Genomic DNA, 22,004 nt, shown 5'->3' with positions numbered 1-22,004 from the left:
TTTAACCCGCTTTTGCCATTTGCATGAGTGTAACGCGCTGCTGGAGGCGGCGCTGTGCCTGATCGACCACCACGGCAATGATGATGACAAGGCCCTTGATGACCATCTGCCAGAAGGACGAAACGCCCATCATGACCAGACCGTCGGAGAGAATGCCGATAACGAATGCACCGATGATCGTACCGCCAATGGTACCGCGCCCGCCCGACATCGAGGTGCCGCCGAGAACTGCCGCCGCAATGGCGTTAAGCTCAAACGAGTTACCTGTTGCCGGATGCGACGACATCAGTTCAGACGAGATGATAAGGCCAGCAATCGCCGCACAGAAGCCCGAAAACATATAAACGAACATCTTTACGCGATCGACACGGATGCCCGACATGCGTGCTGCACGTTCGTTTCCGCCGACTGCGAAAATCTGACGGCCAAGCGGCGTGTATCGCGCAATGTACGCTGCGATCAAGGCCACAACGATCAGAATCCAGATCGAAACCGGAAGACCGAGAATGCTGCCCGAGCCTAAAAATGCGAAGCCGGTCGTTCCGAGGTCTTCACGACCCACAAGGTTCGGGAAGGTCTGGCCGTCGGAGGACAGAAGAGCCAGGCCGCGTGCCACATAGAGCGTGCCGAGAGTCGCGATGAAGGGTGCAACATTCAATTTGGTGATCAATAGCCCGTTTATGAAGCCAACGGCGACACCAACGGCCAGTGTGATCAGCGATATTTCGATGATGTTGAAATAGATCGTATAGCCGACGCCAAGGTCAACGCCATAGATCAGCAGGCCACCGGCAACCATACCGCAAAGCCCGACGATGGAGCCGACCGAGAGGTCGATGCCGCCTGTGATGATGACGAAGGTCATGCCCATTGCGAGAAATGCATTAAGCGCAACGTGCTTCGACATCAGGATCAGGTTGGCGGCAGAAAGGAAGTTTGGCGCTGCAAACGAGAAGAAGATGAACACCGCGAAAAGCGCGATGAAGGTTCTCAGTTTCATCAGAGTCAGCAGGGCCGAGCCGCTGTTGAAGGTTGAGTCAGTGGCCGCCGCCGTTGTGTTGGCTGTCATGACGCGAGTTCCCTTGTTTGCTTGTTGTGGTCGTTGTCATGTGTGTGCCCGTGGCCCTTGGCCGATGCGGCAACAATGTCGGCATCAGTCGCTTTATCGCGGTCGAATATGGCAATCAGCTTCCCATTGCTGAGCACCGCGATGCGATCTGAGAGCGCCATGACTTCTTCCAGATCAGAGGTTGAAAAGAGAATGGAAAGACCCTCAGCGGCAAGCCTGCGCATGGTGCGGAAGACGTCGGCCTTCGCACCCACATCGATGCCGCGCGATGGCTCGTCCATCAGAAGAATTTTTGGATTGGTCATCAGCGCCTTGCCGATGACGACCTTTTGCTGATTGCCACCCGACATCGAAGTGACCTCGAATTCTGGATTTGGTGCCTTGATAGAAAGATCTTTGATCGCCTGTTGAATGGCCTGTTTTTCACGCTTTGGCGTGATGTGGAAAAAACGCGCCAGACGGTCGAGGCTTGCCAGCGTCAGGTTGCTGGCAATGGACAATATTTGAATCAGACCTTCGCGCTGACGATCTTCCGGTATGAGCGCAAGGCCGCGCCGGATACGACGGGTGGTGTCGCGCTCCTTCACTTGCTCGCCATCAATATAGATATTACCGGTGGAATGCCCATGCTGGCCCATCACGCATTCGAAAAACTCGGAGCGCCCGGCACCCATAAGACCATAAATGCCCAGAACTTCACCTGCGCGCACGGTCAGCGATACATCATCGACTGCCAATCCGCCGGTTGGGCGGGGTAGGGTGATGTTTTCAGCGCGAAACCGTTCTGCACCGATCTTGTGGGTAACAGGCTTGGCAAAATCCTTGGCATCTGAACCGATCATCGAACGCACAATCCATTGCGTATCGATATTCTTGATCTCTTCCTGCCCGGTGATTTTTCCATCACGCAGAACGGTGATATAATCGCCAACCCGCATCAGTTCTTCAAGACGATGCGAAATATAGACGATTGCCACGCCCTGACTTTTCAGCTCGGCAATCACCTTGAAAAGAATGTCGACTTCGGCTGCAGAAAGTGCGGATGTCGGCTCATCCATAATGACAATGCGCGCATCAATCGAGATTGCCTTTGCGATTTCGACAAGCTGCTGCTGACCAATCGGCAGATCGGCGACAAGCGTATTTGCGCTGATACCTGCGTCAAGGCGGTCGAGATATTCATTGGACTTGACGACCTGCGCCTTGTGATCAATGCCGCGCAAACCGCGTGTAATCTCGCGTGTGGCAAAGATGTTCTCTGCCACCGTCATGTTTGAAAACAGGTTTAGTTCCTGAAAGATCATAGCAATGCCGCGCTTTTGCGCGTCGGCAGGACTGTCGAATGACACTTCCTCGCCATCGAGAATAATCTTCCCCATGGTCGGGCGTTCAACGCCAGCGATGATTTTCATCAGCGTGGATTTGCCAGCACCGTTTTCACCGACAAGCACATTGACCGAGCCGCGGCGCAATTCGAGATTGGCACGCTTGACCGCGACGATGCCCGAATAGACCTTGGAAACATCCTCAAGCTTGAGGACGATATTGTCCTTTTGGTTCAATTCCGTCTCCATGGCTTATTTCTCCAGAGAGATGGAAACGGGGGTCAGAAGTGGAGGCTGGCCCTTCGATGGCAACGGGAAAGCGCCTTCGGCTTTCACCTTCATGCCAACCAGATCTTCGCGTGGCAACTTGGACAGTACGTCGTCGTTGACGCGGGTGTTGAAGGCTTTGCCGAACTGCGCCCAGTCAATCTGATTGCGGAACTCGTTGAAGTTCACGAAGGACAGGCTGTCGCGGATTGCGCTGCCGCGTACTGTCGGCCCGATCTGTACGCGTACATCGGCCTTGCCATCGCCATTGCTGTCAACATCGACATAGGCGGCACGTGACTTTGTTTCAGCAGCGACCACTGTGCCTTCAAGCTTGGCTGCAAAAGTCCAGGGGGCATTGCCCTGCTTTTCGCGATGGCCGTATTTTGCTCCGGCCGCATCCGCATTTGCGGAAGCTGCCTGTATCACTTCATCGAGCGTTGCAGTTTTAGCGGCAAAGAACGGCTTAACTTTTGAATTCCAGATATCGGCAACCGAACGATCGGGATTGAAATTATCGCCGCGTGCTTCTGCGGCCTCTTCTGCTGTCGGCGTCTTGATGATTTTGCAGCCCGAAAGCGCGACACCGCAGGCCAGCAGGATAATGGAAGCTGACTTCAGCACTGACATGAATTTATCCTCGATATAGGAAATAGCGCCGGGAACACCCAAATTAAATTGGCGCTCCCGGCTAGGCAGTGCTTGCTCAATCCTTCAAAGCGAAGGTTTCGAGCTTGTCTGCGTTGTCAGGGTTGATGAGGACGCAGTCCATCAGCTGCTTTTCTTCAGCAGGACCCTTACCGGTCTTGATATATTCGTCAGCCTGAACGACCGCCATCTGTGCCTGAGCATAGGCTGGCTGAAGGACAGTTGCTTTGATGCCCCCTGCCTTGATGGAATCGCGGACATCGTTGGAGCCGTCGAAGCCGACAACGATAACGTCCTTGCGGCCAGCAGCTTCAAGCGCTGCCCATGCACCCATAGCCATGGTGTCGTTACCGGAAATCACGCCCTTGATGTCAGGATTTGCCTGCAAAATGCTCTGCATCTTCGTGAAGGCTTCAGTCTGACTCCAGTTGGCAGACTGCTGCGCAACCATCTTCATGTCAGGATATTCGTCGATAACGTCGTGATAGCCCTTCGAGCGAGTGCCAGCATTAAGGTCGGATTCACGACCGAGCAGCTCGACATAATTGCCGGCTTCACCCATCAGCTTGACGAATTCTTCCGCACCGAGCTGTGCGCCCTGATAGTTGTTCGAAACGATCTGCGAAACAGCAACACCAGAGGCATTGATTTCACGGTCGATCAGGAACGAAGGGATCTTCGCGTCCTTGGCCTTCTGAACGGCAGCAATCGAGGCTTCCGAACCGGCGTTATCGAGGATGATAGCCTTTGCGCCACGACCGATGGCCGTATCGACGAGCTGCGACTGCTTGGTCGCGTCGTCGTCATGCTGAAGGATCAGCGTATCGTAGCCAAGTTCCTTGGCTTTGGCTTCTGCGCCGACGGCTTCAGCCTTATAGAATGGATTGTCGTGCGACGGCGTGATGATCGCGATCAGATCAGCAGCCCATGCGGGCATAACGACGCCGCCTGCCAATGTGACTGAGACGGCAGCAATCGCAAAACCGCGCGTAATTTTCCTGCATGTAAACTTCATGTAGACCTCCCAATAAGCCCCGTTTCCCAAAAGGGCGGTAAATGGGGAGGGCTTGTGCCCTCCCAAGTGACGTCACGTAATGCGACGGATGCTTTCTGCGATTTCTTCCGGTTCGAAAACGTTCTTCCAGTCGTCGCGCATCAGCGCAGGAATACCGAATTCGATTGCCTTGTTGCAGGCATCGGAGAATACGCCCTGGACTTCGCCAAAGATGACGGCGCCGAGAACATTCATGTGGCCGAGCAGGAAGTCGCGAGCAGCTTCTTCAGGAACGCCGCGACGCACGCTTTCGTCCATGGCCTGCTTCATGACGACCAGAAGCGAAGCACAAACGGTTTCCGAAAGGCCCGGCTCGAGGATTGCGAGCTGCTCGACGGTTACGCGGTGCGAGCGCATGACTGGTGCCCAGATGACCTTGGCGATTTCTTCACCAAGCGCATAGGCTTCTTCTGGACCCTGCATCAGAGCTGAAACGATATGCTGCTTGGCAAACAGACCGCCGAAATGGTCCTTCTTTGCCTGCATATCGGTTTCGTCGTTGAAGATCGGCGGATGGCACGGATGCGTCACGAAATAGGTGAGGTCTGCGCGCTCTGGCAGGTGACCTGCAAATGGAGCGGCTGCATCGAGCGCAATAACTATCGTACTTGGCTTCAGCTTGTCAACGATGCCTGCAGCAACCTTGCCGATGATGGTATCCGGCACAGCCAGAATGACGACTTCAGCACCTTCGAGACCGCCATCAGCATCGATGGTGTCGATGCCGAGATCGTTCTTCAGTCGTGCCTTGCCTGCGTCGCTGACTTCGATGTGACGTACGTCAAAGCGTGAACCTTGGAGGTTCTTGGCCAGACGGTAGCCCATCTTGCCGCCCGCTCCGAACAAAGCGATAGCTGTCATGATTGTATTTCCTTCCAGACTTTCGGTAATACAACTGGTATAACCAGTCAATGAGTATTCCAGATTCAGGCGATCAGCCCGTCGCGAATTTGGGTGAAGTAACCGTCAGAACCGACCTGGCCGCCCTTGAGGGCAATCTGCAGGCCGTTGGTGGCGGTGTGAGCGCCGTGTACCGTGCAAAGCGGCGACCCCGGAGTTTGTGGAAGCGGCAAAAGCGTGGTGAGTGCATCGACATGCAATTCACGCAATGCGTGGCTGGAAGTATCACCGCCTGCAATGACTGCGCGGGTAAGCTGTTCGCGCTCGACAAGGCTGCGGAGGATGAAGCCGAGGCTACGCGCCAGCTTGTGACGGCTGCCTGCGATCTTATCGATTTCTGCACCGCGATCAGCCGAAGGGCCAAGCGCTGTGTTTAGGATCACGCTGTTGCCTTGCTTGAGCGCCTTCTGGCCTTCAGCAATGGCGGTTTCGATTGCCTGATTGCTGCTTTCGCCCAAAAGATCGAGCGGGTTAAGATCGATGCCGGTAAAGCCTGATGCTGTTGCATGACGAATCTGACGTTCTGTCGTCGGTGAGACGCTTCCTGAAACGACCGCAATGCGGTCAATCTTGCCCGGAAGTGGAAACTCTTTTTTCTGGCTGATCAGTCCCGCCTTGGCCCAAGCGGCCAGAAGAGCATATTCAACGCCCGACGAACCAGCGACAAACCAGCCATCGCGGGAACGCAAACGCCAGAGCTGTTCGCCTGCCTGCAACTGGCTTACATGGCTATCGACGTCGAGGAGCAATATGCCGTCAGCATCTTTGACAATCGCGTTTACACGCACATTCGCATTGGCGGCTGAAAGCGCTACGAGATCAACAAGTACGGTTTTGAGCGCTGTCTGCTGAGCCAGATGCACGCGCAGGTCTGCTTCATGCATGGGCGTGACCGGATGACGGCTCATGACGGGATGGCGGTCGATACGATAGGTTTCGCCCTGATAGGCGGCGAACAGATTGCCGAAAGATGTGTAACGCTTGAGCTGCGGCGCGCCGACAACCAACGGCACATAGGCCTGATCGAAGATTGCTTTGCCGATTTCCACGGCCTTGCCGATATTGCCGACATGCGATGCGGAATCGAATGTCGAGCAGACCTTGTAATGGGCAATTGCAGCATTCAGGCTTTTCAGCCAGTTGAATACGGGCGTGAGATTTTCCTGCATCCATTCCGGTGTTTCGCTTCGGCTGGTGCCTGCAAGGCCGATAGCCTTGCAATGCGAGAAGTGCGCGAGCAGCTTTTCATCCGGCACATTCATGAACAAAACAGTATCGACGCCGTTGGAAGCCAGTGCTTCCATAACATCGGTCGAGCCCGTGAGGTCATCGCCATAGTAGGACAGGAGCAGGTCGGTGGCCATTATTCGCCTCCTTTTCCAAACTTTGCGAGCGAAGCTGCAAGTTCAGGATGGTCTGCTGCGTGAGCTTCGAGCGGGATACCCGCGACTGCTGCTTCCCATGCCTGCTGCACGGCGCGAACACCGGCTGCCGGGCCACCGGGATGGCTGACAATGCCGCCGCCGCATAGATAAAGCAGGTCCGTTGTGCGGCCCGTGCGTTCATAGGTTTCAGGGGCCTGCCCGCCCCACTGGCCGGAACCGGCCACAGGAAGAGGGCAGTCGGATGGGTCGAACAGCGGCGTGCTGATAGCCTTGAACGAATTGACGAAGCTTTCGTCCGGCTCCCAATATTTTACGCGGATGCCGTTGATCTGGAACTGATCGACGCCGAGCAGGCGCCAGAACTGCTGATAAACACGGAAATTCATGCCTGCGCCCGGATTGCGGGTCAGAACGTCCCAGCCATTGCGATGAGCGTGAAGCACGAGGCCCGAGCGTTTGCGCAGGAAGCTCATGCCGCCAAAGCCGACAGAGTTGATGTTGACCACGGCGCAATTGCCGCCAGCCTCTAACACCATGTCATGATTGCGCATCATCTCGTCGGGATCGGCATGGGAGATTCCGAAGGCATACATGACCTTCTTGCCGGTCTTTTGCTCATGATTGAGAATAAGCGGCATGATCGCGGCGATGCGCTCTTTGAGCGGCGAATAGGCCGGGCTCATCAGCTTTTCATCGTCCTTGATGAAATCAACGCCGGATTCTATCAGTTCGCCGACGAGTTCTGCTGTCTCATGCGGACGCAGCCCGAGCGCCGGCTTGACGATGGTGCCAATGATCGGGCGCTTTTCTACGCCGGTAAGACGACGGCTTCCGGCAATACCGAATTGTGGGCCGGGATGCGCGCTTTTGAACGCTTCGGGCAGCTTCATATCGACCACGCGGATGCCGGTCATGCCCCTGATCGAGTAAACACCGCCAACGGCAATCGTCATCAGCGCAGCAAGGTCGGTGCCGATCGCATCAAGCGGAAAGGCAATATCGACATCGGCGCGCTTGATCGGCCCGTGTCCGGGTTCAAGCTCCGGCCATGCAGGCACGGTTGCGTCTTCAAGTGGATGAATTGCGAGCACGCGTGCTGCAACGCGCGCCTTCAGTTCTTCCGTTTCAGCGGGAACGGAGACGAAAGTGCCGGTCGACTGATCGCTCGCAATCTTGGCTGCCATCTGCTCGATGCTGCCGGTTGTTTCAATGCGATAGGTCAAGTTTATGTGCATGGTCGTTACCGGGAACTGGTTATTGGTTTGTTGCCAGCGGCGTTCGCTTGGCGTATACAGGTTAACTGGTATAATGAGTACTCCAATATGCGCAAGCGAAAAATTGTGAGGCGTCTCGGCTGCTGTGGGCAAATAACTTTTCTCCGGGCAGCCGAAGATGCATAAGGGGGGAAAGCGCGTGAGGGGTGAGATGCAATGAACCAGCCATTCGAACCTATTGTTCGTCGCAAATTGTCCGACGAAGTTTTTGATCGGCTCGAAAACATGATCACCTCCGGCGAGTTGGGGCCGGGGGACGAAATGCCGTCGGAACGAGTTCTGATGGAGCGTTTCGGTGTTGGTCGCCCCGCAATCCGCGAGGCAATGCAATCGCTTGCCAAGATGGGGCTAGTCAGCATTTCGCACGGAGAACGCGCGAAGGTGTTGAAGCTGACGGCCAAGTCGATCTTTCAGCAGGTGGATCCGACTGCAAAGATCATGCTTGCACAATCAATGGACACTCTGGAGCATCTGAAGAGTGCGCGAATTTTCTTCGAGCGGGGTATAGTTCGCGAGACTGCACAGAGGATAACGGATAGCGATATCGCGGAACTGAGGCAGATCATCGAGCGACAGCGGGAATCGCTCGGTGACGCGGACGCATTCATCGCTGCCGATATGGAGTTTCATGTCCGGATAGCCGGGATTTCCGGCAATCCAATATTGATGGCAGTGAGCGAAGCCATGCTGGCATGGCTGAAAGAGTATCACACTCATATGCTTATCTGGACCGGCAAGGAGAAATATACACTCGTGGAACACGAGGAGATATTGGATTGTCTGTCTGCTAAGGATGCTGACCGCGCCGATGCTGCCATGCTGCGCCATCTGGAGCGATCGCGCACGCTATACAAGAAAGAATAGGGCTTCTCGCCAAAAGGCTACCGTCGTTTCATCAGGCGGTACACCAAAAGCGAGGAGACTATGGCCACGATTGCGGAAACAAGAAGCGCAATCGAGAAGCCAACGGAATAGCCCCGCATGGCAAGTTCTGTTGCAACTGCCCTTGCTGAAGGCGCTACCATGCCAATTGCGTTAGGCAAGTCGCCTGCGACTATTGCATCAGCAAACTCTCCACTACACGTGGAATCGTTGCACCCCGTTTGCATAAAATGGGTCCTGACAGCACTTGCCAGCACGCCGCTCAGGACAGCAAAGCCCAGCAGAATCCCAGTAAATCGAGCGGTTGTGCTGATGCCGGATGCCATCCCGGCACGGTCGCGCGCAACGGTGCTCATGATCGCTTTCTGTGTTTCTCCATTCAACAGGCCGCCACCGCTCCCGATCAGAAACATGCCGCACATGACAATAGACCAGTTGCTATAGTAGGCACCGCAGCTCGTCACGAGACTGCCTATGCCCACGACCATGAGCCCGAGAGAAAGAATTTCCCGAGATGATGTTCTCTTTCCGAGATAGCGCCCGACATTGGGAAAGATCAGCATGGCGCTCGCAAATGGAAGCATGGCAAAACCGGCCTGTAACGGTGCGCGACCGAAGCCATTTTGAAGAAAGAGCGGCAGCATGGACGCCATCACTTGCGCACAGGCGGCGTAGGCGAACATCGCCCACACACCGCCGATAAAGCGGGGATTGCGAAACAGGCTGAGGTCGAGCATTGGGCGCTGTTGGACGCGTTCGGCAATGAGAAAAATCACCAATCCCGCCATACCGCCAACAAAGCCAGCCAATGCTACCGGAGACGTCCAGCCGTGCGCCTGCCCATTGATGAGCCCCCATGTCAGCGCGAACATGGATGCGGCAAAGGACATAATCCCGACAGGATCGAGACGGCGCGCATTTTCATCTTTTGAATCCGCAATAAAGCGCAGCGTTGCGAGCCCGAGCGCGATGCAGATAGGTATGTTTATGTAGAATGCCCATCGCCAGCCGAGACCATGGGCGATAAGGCCACCGATAATGGGTGACAGTACCATGGTTAGTCCCATGATTCCGCCCCAGATGGACCATGCCCGATTACGTTCTTCTTCGCGGTGGAACGTATGGCCGATGATTGCGAGTGCCGGTGCTAGTTGGAATGCAGCGCTCGCACCTTGGAAAGCACGCGCGAAATAGAGCGATGCGGCTGAATCCGCAACACCGCAAAGCCAAGAGGAAAATGCGAACGCGCCAATCCCGATCAGGAAAACGGTACGGCGCCCGAATCGATCGGCTACGGCACCCGCGGGAAGGAGGAGGGATGCAAAACAAAGGACATAAGTGCTGATTACCCACTCGACGTCGGCAAAACTGGCAGAAAATTCCTGTGCGATAGTCGGTAGGACCATTGCGACGACATTTGTGTCCAGCACGGTCATCGCGCAACCGGTCGATGCCGTCAGCAAAATCAAAGTCGAATTAGTAAGACGCGGTGCGGACGCGATAACTGTTGTCATTTTGTCGTCAACGCAGCTACGCCAGCCTTAGCAATTTGCTGGTCATGATCGGGCGTGTCCGCCGATACGCCGATGGCGCCGACAACCTTACCGCCTACGGTGATGGGCACGCCACCACGCATAAGCACAAATCCACGCGCGGTGATGACAGCAGGACGTGTCCTGTTGATGGCATCTTCCAAAGCGTCGCTTTCCCGACGGAAAAGAGCGGCTGTCCGGGCTTTTTCAGGTGCAAGTTCGACGCCAGCAGGTACTGATGCGTCGTCCATGCGCACGGTCAGAATTGGCATACCCTCCGCATCGACGACAGAGATCACACAGGGCCAGCCATTCACCTTAGCTTCTTCCTCGGCGGCCGCAACGACGGAGCGGACGGCTTCGAGCGTAAGAAAAGGTTTTGTCGGCAAGTCCAGCGCGAATGCCGAGTTAGCAAGGGTTATCGTTGTGATCAGCGAGGAGAGGATTGCGACGGCATGTCGGGACATAAGGCATTCTTTCATAGAGATTGATAGTGCCAATAGATCGGATTTTGAAATTTCTTTCATTCACGGTAATTTGGAATAATAATAGTTTTTACCTAATTGTTGGGGGCGCACGTGGAACTCAGACACCTTCGCTATTTCGTGGCACTCGCCGAAGAACTTCACTTTTCCAGAGCAGCCGAACGGTTGAATATTGCCGCTCCTACGCTCACAGTCCAGATACAGGAAATCGAGCGGCGGCTCAGTGCAAAGCTTTTCCTCAGAACAAAGCGATCAGTCGCTATCACCCATGCTGGCGAGATGTTTCTGAAGGAAGCAAGGCTTGTGCTGGATCAGTTCGACAGGGCCGTAAGCGTGGGGCGAAGAGCTGGACGCGGAGAGATCGGGCGGATCGAAATCGGCTATGTCGGTTCTGCGGCCTATGCGGGAGCACTGCAATTGCAAATCAGCCGTTTTGCAAGAGATTGGCCTCAGGTGGAGCTTCACTCGCGTGAGTTTCCGATGGAGGAACTCCCAAAGCTCATTGAGGAAGGACATCTAGACATTGGCTTCGTCCGTCTGCCCATGATGCTCCCCGTTTCGCTCAACGCCCATGTCTTGCTGCAGGACTATTTTTGTCTGGCTTTGCCATCCGACCATCGCCTTGCACTTCACGAAGTGGACGACCAATATGATCTCCTTTCGAAAAGCCGGTTTATTCTGCCGGAACAGGAGGCAGGTACGTATGAGGTTGCAAGGCGCGGCGGGTTTACTCCAAAAATCGTTGCAAAGCCGGGCGGTCTTCTAGCTGTTCTGACGCAAGTGTCGTTGGGGGCCGGTATATCGGTAATACCGGGTGTGGTACGAAACGTCGTGCACATGCCCAACACGGTTTTCCGCCCAATAATTGGAAAGCCGATCATGTCAGAGGTCGCGGCCATTTTCAGAAGCAGAGAGAATGCCGCCAGCGTCGATAATTTCATCGCGCAGATATGCTCTTCGCTGCCTATTGAAATCGACCATGAGCGAAGTGGCTGATGCGCAGCTAAACCGGAGTGTGGAGTTCCGTCGAAGTAGTTTATGTGAAATATACTTCATATTGTGAATTATATTGACAGCCGCATTTCTTTGCGATTAGCTATCAATACTGACCTTCGAGGAGGAGGGTCGGTTTTCATAAAGATCAACGGCGTTTTGGGACGCTTTCGGCGCGTTTGGGAGGGGCTTCGGCCTCGAGGAGGACACTTGCGCAAATTTCTGAGCACGACCGCACTGACGGTCCTTGCGGCGACGCTTCTGGCCGGTACCGCTACGGCGGCTGAGACGGAGAATCCGTTCCGCTGCAAACCGGGTGAAAAATATGTGATGAACGTCATGGTTTCTGGCGTTGAATACTGGTTTCCAGTCTATGAAATGTTCAAGCAGGCCGGCCAGCAGTTCGGCTGCGAGACAGAGTATACCGGTACGCCGGAATACGATGTGAACAAGCAGATCGCTACGTTCGATCAAGCTTTGGCGCAGAATCCGGCTGGTATTCTCGTTCACCCGATGAACTCCGATCCATTCATCGAGCCTATCAATCGAGCCATCGATCAGGGCACGGCGGTTGTCACATTCGCGGCAGACTCACCACTGTCGAAGCGTGTGTCCTTCATCACTTCGGACAACACTCGCGAAGGCACCTATGCTGCCGATGCCATCGCCCAGAAAATGGGTGGCAAGGGCGAATATGCCGTTCTTGAAAACCCTGGACAGGATAATCACGACAAGCGTATTGCCGCTTTCGTTGCTCGCATGGAAGAGAAGTGGCCGGACATGAAACTGGTTGGTCGCGCTGCTTCCAATCAGGACCCGACCAAGGCCTATCAGGGGCTGTCGAGCCTGATTCAGGCCAATCCGAACCTTGGCGCGGTTTTCATGCCGGAGGCTAACTCTGCGATCGGTGCCGCGCAGGCGAACAAGGAAGCTGGTGGTAAGGTCCTCGTCATGTGTGCGGATGTCAACGCCAACATCCTGGACATGATCAAGGCTGGCGAAGTCTTCGGTTCGATCAATCCGAACCAGGGCATGCAGGGCTATATGGGCTTCATGCTGCTGTGGCTCGCCAAGCATCCGGAACTGATCGACCCGATGAACGATGCCAAGCGTTCCGGCTTCAACCCTATGAGCATTCCTGTCGTCGATAACGGCCTTTCGATTGTCACGGCGGACAATGCTGACGACTTCTATTGGGACAAATATCTGAAGCGTCGCGGTACCAAGGGCATTGAGGAATAGACTCCGTTCAAGAAACCATCCGCGCCCCGCGGTGCGGATGGTTGGGATGGAGAGGGAGGAAAAGATGGCTGAACCAGTGCTAACCATCCATGGCGTAACCAAGCATTTCGGAGCGGTGAAAGCGCTGACGCAAGTGGATTTCACGCTTGAACGTGGCGAGGTTCATGCGTTGTGCGGTGAGAATGGGGCGGGCAAATCAACACTGATGAGCATTATCGCTGGCGTTTTGCAGCCGACCGAAGGTGAAATACGCATCGACGGAAAGACCGTTCATATTGCTTCTCCCGCCGCGGCACAGTCACTTGGTATCGGTCTGGTGCATCAGGAAATAGCACTTTGCCCGGACGCAACAGTGGCCGAAAACATGTTCATGGCGACGACCAATCGCCGCCGTTCGCCTTTCATGAATTACCGCACGTTGGAACGAGATGCCCAGATCGTGATGAATCGCCTGGCGGCTATTGATGTTCGACAGACGGTCGCCGACTTGCCGATTTCCAGCCAGCAGCTTGTGGAGATCGCCAAAGCGCTGACCCTCGACTGCCGCGTGTTGATTCTGGATGAACCGACAGCAGCGCTCACCGAAACGGAAGCGCAGCAGCTTTTTTCGATCATCCGTGACCTCAAGGCAAACGGCATTTCCATCATCTATATCAGTCACCGGATGGCCGAGATTTTCAGCCTTTGCGACCGCGTGACGGTTTTCCGCGATGGTCGTTATGTATGTACCGATCGTATTGCAGATGTGACACCCGACGATGTGGTGCGCCGGATGGTGGGACGAGAGATCACGCAGCTTTATCCGGATAAACTCGGACCGAACGAGCCGGCAGGCGAAGTCATTCTTGAAGTTGACGGTATTAGCGATGGCGTGCGCTTTAATGACGTAGGCTTTGCCGTTCGCAAAGGTGAAATTGTTGGGATCGGTGGCCTTATCGGATCTGGGCGAACGGAGATTGCCGAAGGTATCTGCGGCCTTCGTCCACGCACCGCAGGAACAGTTCGCCTCCATGGCAAGTCACAGAAGATCAATTCATATTCCGATGCCGTCAAGGCCGGCATTGTTTATCTTTCCGAAGACCGCAAAGGTTCTGGCGTATTTCTGGAAATGTCCATCGCGCAGAATATTTCTGTACTGGACCTGAATTCATTGACCAATGCCACCGGGCTTCTGAATGGTCGCGCCGAGACTGTACTTGCAGAGGATTTTGCGAAACGGCTTTCCGTACGCATGGGCGGCATTGAAGCGTCGGTGAAATCGCTCTCGGGCGGCAACCAGCAGAAAGTGGCAATCGCCAAGCAACTGGCGGTAAAACCCAAAGTCATTCTGATGGATGAACCAACACGGGGCATCGATGTCGGTGCGAAGGCGGAAATTCATAGGTTGCTGCGAGAGCTTGCGCGCTCCGGAATCGGTATCATCGTCATCTCATCCGAGATGCCGGAACTGCTCGGTCTTTCCGACCGCCTGCTGGTGGTCCGGGAAGGACACATTGCGGGAGAGCTTTCAGCGGCTGCGATGTCAGAAGAGGCGGTGATTCGTCTGGCTTCGGGTGTTGGCACGGAACGGACATCGCACCATGCTGCATAAAAAGAAAATGGGAGAGGGTGAAATGGCTATCGACACAATGGCGGCGGCTGTGCCGAGAACATCGTCGATAAGGCGCATCGGGACTATGCGTGAGGCCGGTCTGATTGCGATCATTCTTGCATTGGGCGTGGTAATGAGCTTCGCATCGCCGCATTTTCTGACGCTCGGCAATTTTCGCGCGATGCTGATGAGCTTTTCGGTGGAAGGTATTGTCGTCGTGGGGATGACAATCCTGCTGATCGTCGGGGGCATCGACCTTTCGGTCGGTTCGGTGGTCTGTTTCTCCATGGTCCTTTCTGGTGCGCTCTTTCTTGCCGGACTTGATCCTTGGACGGCTTCGCTTGTCGGCATCGCGGCGAGCGGCGCCATCGGCGCTACCATGGGGTTCTTTGTAACCGTCGTCGGTCTCAACCACTTCATCACGTCGCTGGCGGCCATGGTGATTGTGCGCGGCCTTTGCCTGATCATCACCAAAGGCACGCCGCTATCGCTTTTCACACTGCCGTCAAGTTTTAAGGCAGTAGGACAGGGTACCTTCTATGGCATACCCTATGTCATTTTGATTTTCGTTGCTGTTGTCATTCTGTTTGATTTCCTGCTGCGCCGAGCCACCGCCTTTCGCAAGGTGTTTTATACCGGCAGCAATGAAAAGGCTGCGCTTTATTCGGGCATCAAGACGAACCAGGTTAAATTCTGGGTGACAGTCTTGTGCTCGACGCTCGCCGGTGTTGCAGGCGTCATCTATATGTCCCGCTTCGGGGCTGCGACGCCCACCTTTGGCGTTGGTATGGAGTTGAACATCATTGCTGCCGCAGTCATCGGTGGTGCATCGCTGAGCGGCGGCTCCGGCACGATCCTTGGTGCCATTCTCGGTATGGCGCTGCTTTCGCTGGTCACATCCTCGCTGATCCTTCTCAATGTTTCAGTGTACTGGCAGGACATGATCAAGGGTTGCATTCTTCTCGCGGCGGTTTCTATCGACCATTTCCTGCACAAGCGGAAGGCGTCCTGATATGTCCATTGCCAAACTGAAACCCAGAACAACCGCGCCACGTGAGGAAATCGTTGTCGCTCGCCAGATGCATCAGGCCCTCGTCCTGCATTTTCTTGAAGGACTGACACAGGCGCAGATTGCGGATCAGCTCGGCATATCACACGCGACAGTCAACCGGCTCATCAAGCGCGGTCGCCAGCTTGGTCTCGTTGAAATCAAGATCAAGTCGCCGGTCGAGCCGCTTGTCGATCTGGAAGAACGTTTGCTGGCGCTCGGCGGCATCAGCCGCGCCATCGTTGTGCCGACCGTGTCCGACAATCCGCAAACCGCTCTGCTGGCGGTTGGAGAAGCGGCCGCCCGCTTGCTTCTAGAAGAAATCGCCGATGGCGACACGATTTGCATCACCGGCGGCAAGGGTGTGAGTGCCGTTGTTACAGGCATTCAAGCTCCCCGCCGTTTTAATGTTGAGGTCGTTCCGGCGACGGGCTGTGTGCAGGGAAAACACTATACTGACGTCAACCACGTCTCGACGTTGATGGCCGAAAAGCTTGGCGGACACTCATATCAGATACATGCGCCTTTGTTCGCAGATGACGCTGGGCAACGCGCCATGCTGATGAACATGCGTTCTGTAGCGGACGTGTTCCAACGGGCAAGGGAGGCCAAGATAGCGGTTGTGGGCATAGGCTCTATCGTCAGTACGGATTCGACTTACTACGACCTGCACCCCTCTTCGAGTGAGGATCGCACGGCTATCGAGCATTCCGGAGCTAGTGCCGAGCTTCTGGCTCATCTGCTCGATGTTGATGGTCAGGTCTGTGAGTATAGTCTGAACCGCGCTCTGGTCTCGCTAACGCTTGATGAGTTTGCTCACATCCCGACGAAGATCGGTGTTGCCAGCGGATTGAACAAGGCTGCGTCTATCCTGAGTGTTCTTCGTGGCAATCATCTTGATACACTCGTCACAGACGAGGCGACTGGTGCCCGCATCCTCGAACTCGCATCCGAAGAAGGATTTTCCGCATGAGCTCCGAACAGTTGGTCCGTGAAATCGGACGCTCCGGCGTCAAGGCTTCCGCCGTCGGTCTCGGTACATGGGCCATAGGCGGCTGGATGTGGGGCGGAACGGACGAAGCCCAATCCATCGCGGCTATCCAGGGGTCGCTGGAAGCTGGTGTAACACTGATCGATACCGCACCGGCCTATGGTCTCGGGCGATCTGAGGAAATTGTCGGCAAGGCGATTGTCGGGCGCCGCGACCAGGCAGTTATCGCTACAAAATGCGGTCTTGTCTGGCATGCCCAAAAAGGTAACCACTTCTTCGATCAGGATGGAAGACCAGTCCATCGCTATTTGGGGCGAGATGCGATCATCCACGAGGTGGAAGAAAGTCTGCGTCGCCTTGGCACTGATTATATCGATCTTTACATCACTCACTGGCAGGACCCGACAACACCGATCGAAGAGACCGTCGCGGCGCTTGAGGAGTTGAAGCAGGCAGGAAAAATCCGTGCTGTCGGTGCCAGCAATGTTAATCGTTCGGAGCTGGAACAATATATCCAGTTGGGAGCACTCGATGCGATCCAGGAGCGATTCAGCATGATAGATCGGGAGATCGAGAAGGATTTGTTGCCGCTTACCACGGCAAACAATGTATCGACGTTGAGTTATTCCTCGCTCGCGCTTGGTCTTCTGTCCGGCGTGATTGGACCGGAACGGATATTTCCCGGCGACGATCAGCGCAAGGACAATCCGCGCTTTTCCATCGCCAACAGGCAAAAGGCAAAGGAATTTTCCAGGGCGATACAGCCGGTCGCTGATCAGCATGACGCGAGTGTTGCTCAGATCGTGATTGCATGGACGCTTGCGCAACCCGGTGTCACCTTTGCGCTTTGCGGCGCGCGAAACCCGACACAGGCGCTCGATAATGCGCAGGCGGGAGAGCTTCGGCTGTCAGTTGACGATCTTATGGCAATTGATACGGCTATTTCGGCGCAACTGGTTAACATGGACGGATAACGGACGGCCATCATGAACCGTGAAGAGATGTTGAACGGGCTCCGCCAGAGCCCGAAGGTGGATGTTTGTGTCGTTGGCGGTGGCATTAACGGGCTCAGCGTTTTTCGCGAGCTTGCGCTGCAGGGCGTGAATGTGCTGCTGGTGGAGCAGTCGGACTATTGTTCGGGTGCCAGTGCTGCGCTCTCGCGCATGGTTCATGGCGGATTGCGTTATCTGGAGAATGGCGAGTTCAGCCTCGTCAAGGAATCCCTTGCCGAGCGTGACAGACTGCTCCGCAATGCTCCCCACTATGTGGCTCCATTGCCGACGACGGTTCCGATCTTTGACATTTTTTCGGGCCTAGGTAATGGGATTGTACGCTTTCTGGGCCTTTCCCGCCGTCCAAGCCGACGTGGTGCAATCGCCATCAAAGCAGGGCTGGGCATTTACGACTTCCTGACGCGTAAACGGGCGCTGATGCCAAAGCACCGTTTTCGTGGCCGTAAGACGACGCTTGCGAAATGGCCTGCACTCAATCCAGCGATCCGCAACTCTGCTACGTATTTTGATGCCTGGGTCAGCCATCCAGAGCGGATCGGTATAGAACTTCTTCGCGATGGCCTCGCTGCTGGCCACAATGTGAAGGCGCTGAACTATGCGACAATTCGGGAAAGTGGTGGTGGTGATTTCTTGTTGCTCGACGGAATCTCCGGCGAAACGCTGCCAATCAAACCACGGTTGATCATCAATGCGACCGGCGGCTGGATCGACATGGTGAATGGCTCGCTCTTTCCGAAAGAGGCGCAGCCCGCACCTCTGATCGGGGGCACCAAGGGATCGCATCTCATCGTCGACAATCCCGCCCTCAGCGACAGCCTCCATGGGCATATGGTCTATTACGAGAACGAGGACGGGCGGATCTGCATATTGTTTCCTTATCTCGGCAAAGTTCTCGTTGGATCGACGGACATCCGCGTTAATGACCCCGGCAAAGTGCATTGCGAGGCGGATGAGCGGGACTACATTTTGCAATCGCTCGCTTTCGTGTTGCCCGAGGTCAAGATACATCCCGAAGAGATTGTCTTTCAGTTCGCAGGCGTGCGTCCGTTACCAGCCAGCGATGACAGTTTTACGGGACGTATTCCGCGCGACCATTTCTGTACTGTGGTTGAAGGATGTGATGGCCGCCCTCCCGTGCTCTGCATGATTGGTGGCAAGTGGACGACTTTCCGGTCGTTCGGCGAAATGGCTGCCGACATGGTGCTGAAGCGGTTGGGGCAGCCGCGCCGGATCGACACGACGGAACGTGCAATCGGCGGTGGACGCGCATTCCCGAAAGATCGCGCAAGCTGGATCGAAAAACTGGCCACCAACACGGAATTATCCTCGGCTCGCATTGCATCGCTTTTCAAACGTTACGGCACCGATGCAGCGGAAATCGCCCGTTTCATAACGGGTGGGGCTGATCACACCTTGCCTCATACCGACTACAGCACGCGAGAGTTTTTGTATCTCATCCGTGCAGAGGCGGTTGAGCATCTGGATGACCTGCTTCTGCGGCGCACAACACTGGCGATTTCTGGTGAACTTTCCCTCGCCATGACCAAGGCTGTGCTTGATCTGCTCGCGGCGGAGAAAAGCTGGCCGCCGCAGCGTACCGATGCAGAGCTGACGCGATTTTTAACCCTCATGCGCGAGCGCCACGGTGTTGCCGATGAAACGCTTTCCGCAAGGAACGAACAAAGGAGTGAATTATGCGAGAAAACCGCAAAGTCCGGATGAACCGGCTGTTCGGCAATGGCCGTTGTCTGGACGTGGCTATCGATCATGGCGTGTGCAACGAGCCGTCTTTTCTCGACGGACTGGAGAACATGCCAGCCGTCGTCCAGGCATTGGTCGATGCAAAGCCTGATGCGATTCAGATGAACTATGGCCAGGCAGATCTTTTGCAGGATATTCCCGGCAAGGATAAGCCAGCTCTGGTCATGCGTCTTGATATGGGTAATCCTTATAATCGTATACGCCATCGCGACATGTGGGCAGTGCTGCAGAACGAAGCCGAACCGCTGGTCGGTGCACTGCAAATGGATGCGGCCTGTGTCGTGGTGAACCTTTTCATGCTGCCGGACGAGCCGGACCTTTTTCGCCAGTGCGTGCAGAATATTTCACGTGTCAGAGCTGATTGCGAAAAATACGGTATGCCGCTGATGATCGAACCACTCGTCATGCAGCCGGTCACGGAACGCGGGGGCTACATGGTTGATGGTGATGCCGACAAGATCGTGACACTTACGAAGCTTGCTCGCGAAATGGGCGCTGATATCATCAAGGCGGATCCGACGACGAATGCGGAGGACTTCCATCGCGTTGTTGAAGCGGCGCGTTGTCCGGTACTGGTGCGAGGCGGTGGCAAGGAAGACCTTACAGCAGTGTTTGCAAAATCGGCCTCCCTGATGCGGCAGGGCGCAATGGGCATGGTCTATGGGCGCAACATATATCAGCATGCCAATCCTAGCGCCGTCGTACGTGGATTGATGGCAATCATCCATCAGGATGCGGGTAGCGAGGAGGCTTACTCGCTTTATCAGCGGGGCTGAGTTGCTGAACCAGTTGAACCTTGGGAGGGGTTCTGGATGCCAAAATATCTGTTGGGGCTTGATGCGGGCAACACCGTCATCAAAGCGGTGGTCTTTGATCTTACGGGACGCGAACTCGCACATGCGGGGGAGGAAGGACATAGCTGCATGCCGCATCCTGGCCATGTCGAGCGTGACCTTGGTGAACTCTGGTCCAATGCCAAGAGGGTCATACGGGCTTGCCTCGATAAAGCAGATATAGCAGCGAGCGACATCGCCGCTATCGGTTGTGCCGGACATGGTAACGGGCTTTATGCGCTTGACCTGGAGGGGGAGCCTCTCATCGGCATACAGTCGCTCGACACACGTGCGACCGGTCTCGTTGAAGAGTGGGCAGCGGAAGGCGTGGGCGCAAAGACTTATCCGATAGCTCGTCAGAGTCCTTGGCCCTCCCAAACCCCGACCCTCCTCGCTTGGCTGAAGCGTCATCAACCTGATCTGTTTGACCAGATCGGCACGGTATTCTTCTCCAAGGACTTTGTCGTCAATCGCTTGACCGGCAAACGTTTTAGCGAAGTTTCCGATATGTCGGGAGCAGGCTTGCTTGATCTGGCAACGCGCCGTTATGACAGTGCTCTGATGGAAGCTTACGGCCTGAGCGATTGTATGGATATCTTGCCGCCACTCATCGAAAGTGACAACATTGCAGGCAACGTAACGGAAGCCGTGGCGCGTGAGACCGGGCTTGCTGCGGGTACGCCTGTGATTGGGGGACTCTTCGACGTCGTCGCATCGGCGCTCGGTTCGGGGGTTTCACGTACAGGAAGCGCGTCGATCATCGCTGGCACGTGGAGCATCAATCAGATCATTGTCGACGGTCCCGATCTTGAGGGGCCGGTTTTCATGACGTCGACTTTTGATCGCAACCGTTACATGGCGATGGAAAACAGCGCAACCTCGGCGGCAAATCTGGAATGGCTGGTGCGGGAGTTCTTCGAAGGTGAGCATCACGCCGATGTCTCGCCATTTGATGTCTGTTGCGGCTTGGCAGCGGCGATTGAGCCCGCAAATGATGATCCGCTTTACCACCCTTATCTCTACGGAGCGCAGCAGGACGGCCATGCGCGTGCGGGATTTTACGGTATTGCGGGCTGGCACACCAAGGGGCATTTGATCCGAGCGTTACTCGAAGGTGTTGCCTTTGGTCATCGTCAACACGTGGAGACGATCCGCAAAGCAGGCGCGACTTTCGAGGAGGCCGTGCTTTCCGGTGGTGGTTCCCGGAGTCGTCTGTGGCCCCAGATTTTTGCCGACGTGCTCGGCGTGCCTGTGTCAGTTGCTGTTTCGCGGGAAACGGGCGCGCTCGGTGCGGCCATCGCTGCGGGAACCGGTGTCGGTTTGTTCTCTGATTTTACAGATGGCGTCAATGCCATGGTACGTGCTGATCGGCACTATAAGCCGAATGCCGCTTTGGTTGAGCACTACAATCGTCGCTACACGCTTTACAAGGATATCACTGAGGCAATGACGCCGCTTTGGCGTCTGATACAGACCAATTCGATAAAAGGGCGTAAAGTTAGCGAAGATGCCCCCGTCTGTGATGAGCTCCTGGATTGAATTTGACGTTTGATGCCCGTCCGACATAGATCTCGTTTCAAACGTCAAATTCAAAAACCCACCAGGATCATAAATTTACGCGTGGTCTTCTCGATTCCGACATTTGCTCGGCATCCACATCCCAGGGATGCAAATGTCGGAATCAGATCACCAGGCGCAGATGTCGTGCGTT

The 22,004-nt window shown here is 55.3% G+C and carries 19 protein-coding genes; 10 read left to right on the top strand and 9 right to left on the bottom strand.

The window, feature by feature from the left end:
• Window position 1: 1 nt before the first annotated feature.
• From ACYSN1_RS12375 to oiaX, 7 genes are all read right to left on the bottom strand, one after another.
• A complete protein-coding gene (locus tag ACYSN1_RS12375) occupies window positions 2–1,069 on the bottom strand; it encodes an ABC transporter permease (protein ID WP_461725959.1) in 1,068 nt (355 codons plus the stop codon).
• Entirely contained in the window at window positions 1,066–2,643 is a 1,578-nt protein-coding gene (locus tag ACYSN1_RS12370; RefSeq protein ID WP_461725958.1) for a sugar ABC transporter ATP-binding protein, read from the bottom strand. The genes ACYSN1_RS12375 and ACYSN1_RS12370 overlap by 4 nt, the downstream gene beginning before the upstream one ends.
• A gap of 3 nt (window positions 2,644–2,646) precedes the next feature.
• Window positions 2,647–3,291 carry a DUF2291 family protein gene (locus ACYSN1_RS12365; protein ID WP_461725957.1) on the bottom strand — a complete coding sequence of 215 codons (645 nt, stop codon included), beginning with the start codon at window positions 3,289–3,291 and terminating at the stop codon, window positions 2,647–2,649.
• Window positions 3,292–3,367: 76 nt separating this feature from the next.
• Complete coding sequence (locus tag ACYSN1_RS12360; RefSeq protein WP_461725956.1) at window positions 3,368–4,324, bottom strand: substrate-binding domain-containing protein; 957 nt, start codon at window positions 4,322–4,324, stop codon at window positions 3,368–3,370.
• Between the two features lie 72 nt (window positions 4,325–4,396).
• On the bottom strand, window positions 4,397–5,224 hold the full coding sequence (locus ACYSN1_RS12355; protein WP_461725955.1) for a phosphogluconate dehydrogenase C-terminal domain-containing protein: 828 nt from the start codon (window positions 5,222–5,224) through the stop codon (window positions 4,397–4,399).
• A gap of 65 nt (window positions 5,225–5,289) precedes the next feature.
• Complete coding sequence (locus ACYSN1_RS12350) at window positions 5,290–6,627, bottom strand: four-carbon acid sugar kinase family protein (RefSeq protein WP_461725954.1); 1,338 nt, start codon at window positions 6,625–6,627, stop codon at window positions 5,290–5,292.
• Window positions 6,627–7,883, bottom strand: coding sequence for a 3-oxo-isoapionate-4-phosphate decarboxylase OiaX (gene oiaX / locus ACYSN1_RS12345; RefSeq protein WP_461725953.1), 1,257 nt, complete (start codon window positions 7,881–7,883; stop codon window positions 6,627–6,629). The genes ACYSN1_RS12350 and oiaX overlap by 1 nt, the downstream gene beginning before the upstream one ends.
• A 195-nt stretch (window positions 7,884–8,078) precedes the next feature.
• Between oiaX and ACYSN1_RS12340 the strand changes: the two genes are divergently transcribed.
• Complete coding sequence (locus tag ACYSN1_RS12340; RefSeq protein WP_461725952.1) at window positions 8,079–8,786, top strand: transcriptional regulator NanR; 708 nt, start codon at window positions 8,079–8,081, stop codon at window positions 8,784–8,786.
• Window positions 8,787–8,803: 17 nt separating this feature from the next.
• On the opposite strand, the gene ACYSN1_RS12335 is transcribed toward ACYSN1_RS12340, so the two are convergent.
• Window positions 8,804–10,318 (bottom strand): MFS transporter, encoded by a 1,515-nt coding sequence (locus ACYSN1_RS12335; protein ID WP_461725951.1) that lies wholly within the window; start codon window positions 10,316–10,318, stop codon window positions 8,804–8,806.
• On the bottom strand, window positions 10,315–10,803 hold the full coding sequence (locus ACYSN1_RS12330) for a GlcG/HbpS family heme-binding protein (protein WP_461725950.1): 489 nt from the start codon (window positions 10,801–10,803) through the stop codon (window positions 10,315–10,317). Before ACYSN1_RS12330 ends, ACYSN1_RS12335 begins: the two co-directional genes overlap by 4 nt.
• 111 nt (window positions 10,804–10,914) lie before the next feature.
• Between ACYSN1_RS12330 and ACYSN1_RS12325 the strand changes: the two genes are divergently transcribed.
• From ACYSN1_RS12325 to ACYSN1_RS12285, 9 genes are all read left to right on the top strand, one after another.
• Window positions 10,915–11,817 carry a LysR substrate-binding domain-containing protein gene (locus ACYSN1_RS12325; RefSeq protein ID WP_461725949.1) on the top strand — a complete coding sequence of 301 codons (903 nt, stop codon included), beginning with the start codon at window positions 10,915–10,917 and terminating at the stop codon, window positions 11,815–11,817.
• A 207-nt stretch (window positions 11,818–12,024) separates the two neighbouring features.
• Window positions 12,025–13,056, top strand: coding sequence for a substrate-binding domain-containing protein (locus tag ACYSN1_RS12320; protein WP_461725948.1), 1,032 nt, complete (start codon window positions 12,025–12,027; stop codon window positions 13,054–13,056).
• Between the two features lie 64 nt (window positions 13,057–13,120).
• Window positions 13,121–14,647, top strand: coding sequence for a sugar ABC transporter ATP-binding protein (locus ACYSN1_RS12315; RefSeq protein WP_461725947.1), 1,527 nt, complete (start codon window positions 13,121–13,123; stop codon window positions 14,645–14,647).
• A 22-nt stretch (window positions 14,648–14,669) separates the two neighbouring features.
• A complete protein-coding gene (locus ACYSN1_RS12310; protein ID WP_461725946.1) occupies window positions 14,670–15,659 on the top strand; it encodes an ABC transporter permease in 990 nt (329 codons plus the stop codon).
• 1 nt (window position 15,660) lies between these two features.
• Window positions 15,661–16,668 (top strand): sugar-binding transcriptional regulator, encoded by a 1,008-nt coding sequence (locus tag ACYSN1_RS12305; protein WP_461725945.1) that lies wholly within the window; start codon window positions 15,661–15,663, stop codon window positions 16,666–16,668.
• Complete coding sequence (locus tag ACYSN1_RS12300; RefSeq protein WP_461725944.1) at window positions 16,665–17,660, top strand: aldo/keto reductase; 996 nt, start codon at window positions 16,665–16,667, stop codon at window positions 17,658–17,660. The genes ACYSN1_RS12305 and ACYSN1_RS12300 overlap by 4 nt, the downstream gene beginning before the upstream one ends.
• Window positions 17,661–17,672: 12 nt before the next feature.
• Window positions 17,673–19,421, top strand: coding sequence for a glycerol-3-phosphate dehydrogenase/oxidase (locus ACYSN1_RS12295; protein WP_461725943.1), 1,749 nt, complete (start codon window positions 17,673–17,675; stop codon window positions 19,419–19,421).
• Complete coding sequence (locus ACYSN1_RS12290; protein ID WP_461725942.1) at window positions 19,394–20,236, top strand: class I fructose-bisphosphate aldolase; 843 nt, start codon at window positions 19,394–19,396, stop codon at window positions 20,234–20,236. Before ACYSN1_RS12295 ends, ACYSN1_RS12290 begins: the two co-directional genes overlap by 28 nt.
• Before the next feature lie 36 nt (window positions 20,237–20,272).
• Window positions 20,273–21,832 (top strand): FGGY-family carbohydrate kinase, encoded by a 1,560-nt coding sequence (locus ACYSN1_RS12285; protein ID WP_461725941.1) that lies wholly within the window; start codon window positions 20,273–20,275, stop codon window positions 21,830–21,832.
• Window positions 21,833–22,004 lie beyond the last annotated feature (172 nt).

The sequence above is a fragment of the Brucella sp. LJL56 genome (genome assembly GCF_054871705.1).
The sequence above is the reverse complement of the archived record's forward strand: the minus strand, read 5'-3'. Positions and strand labels throughout refer to the sequence as shown.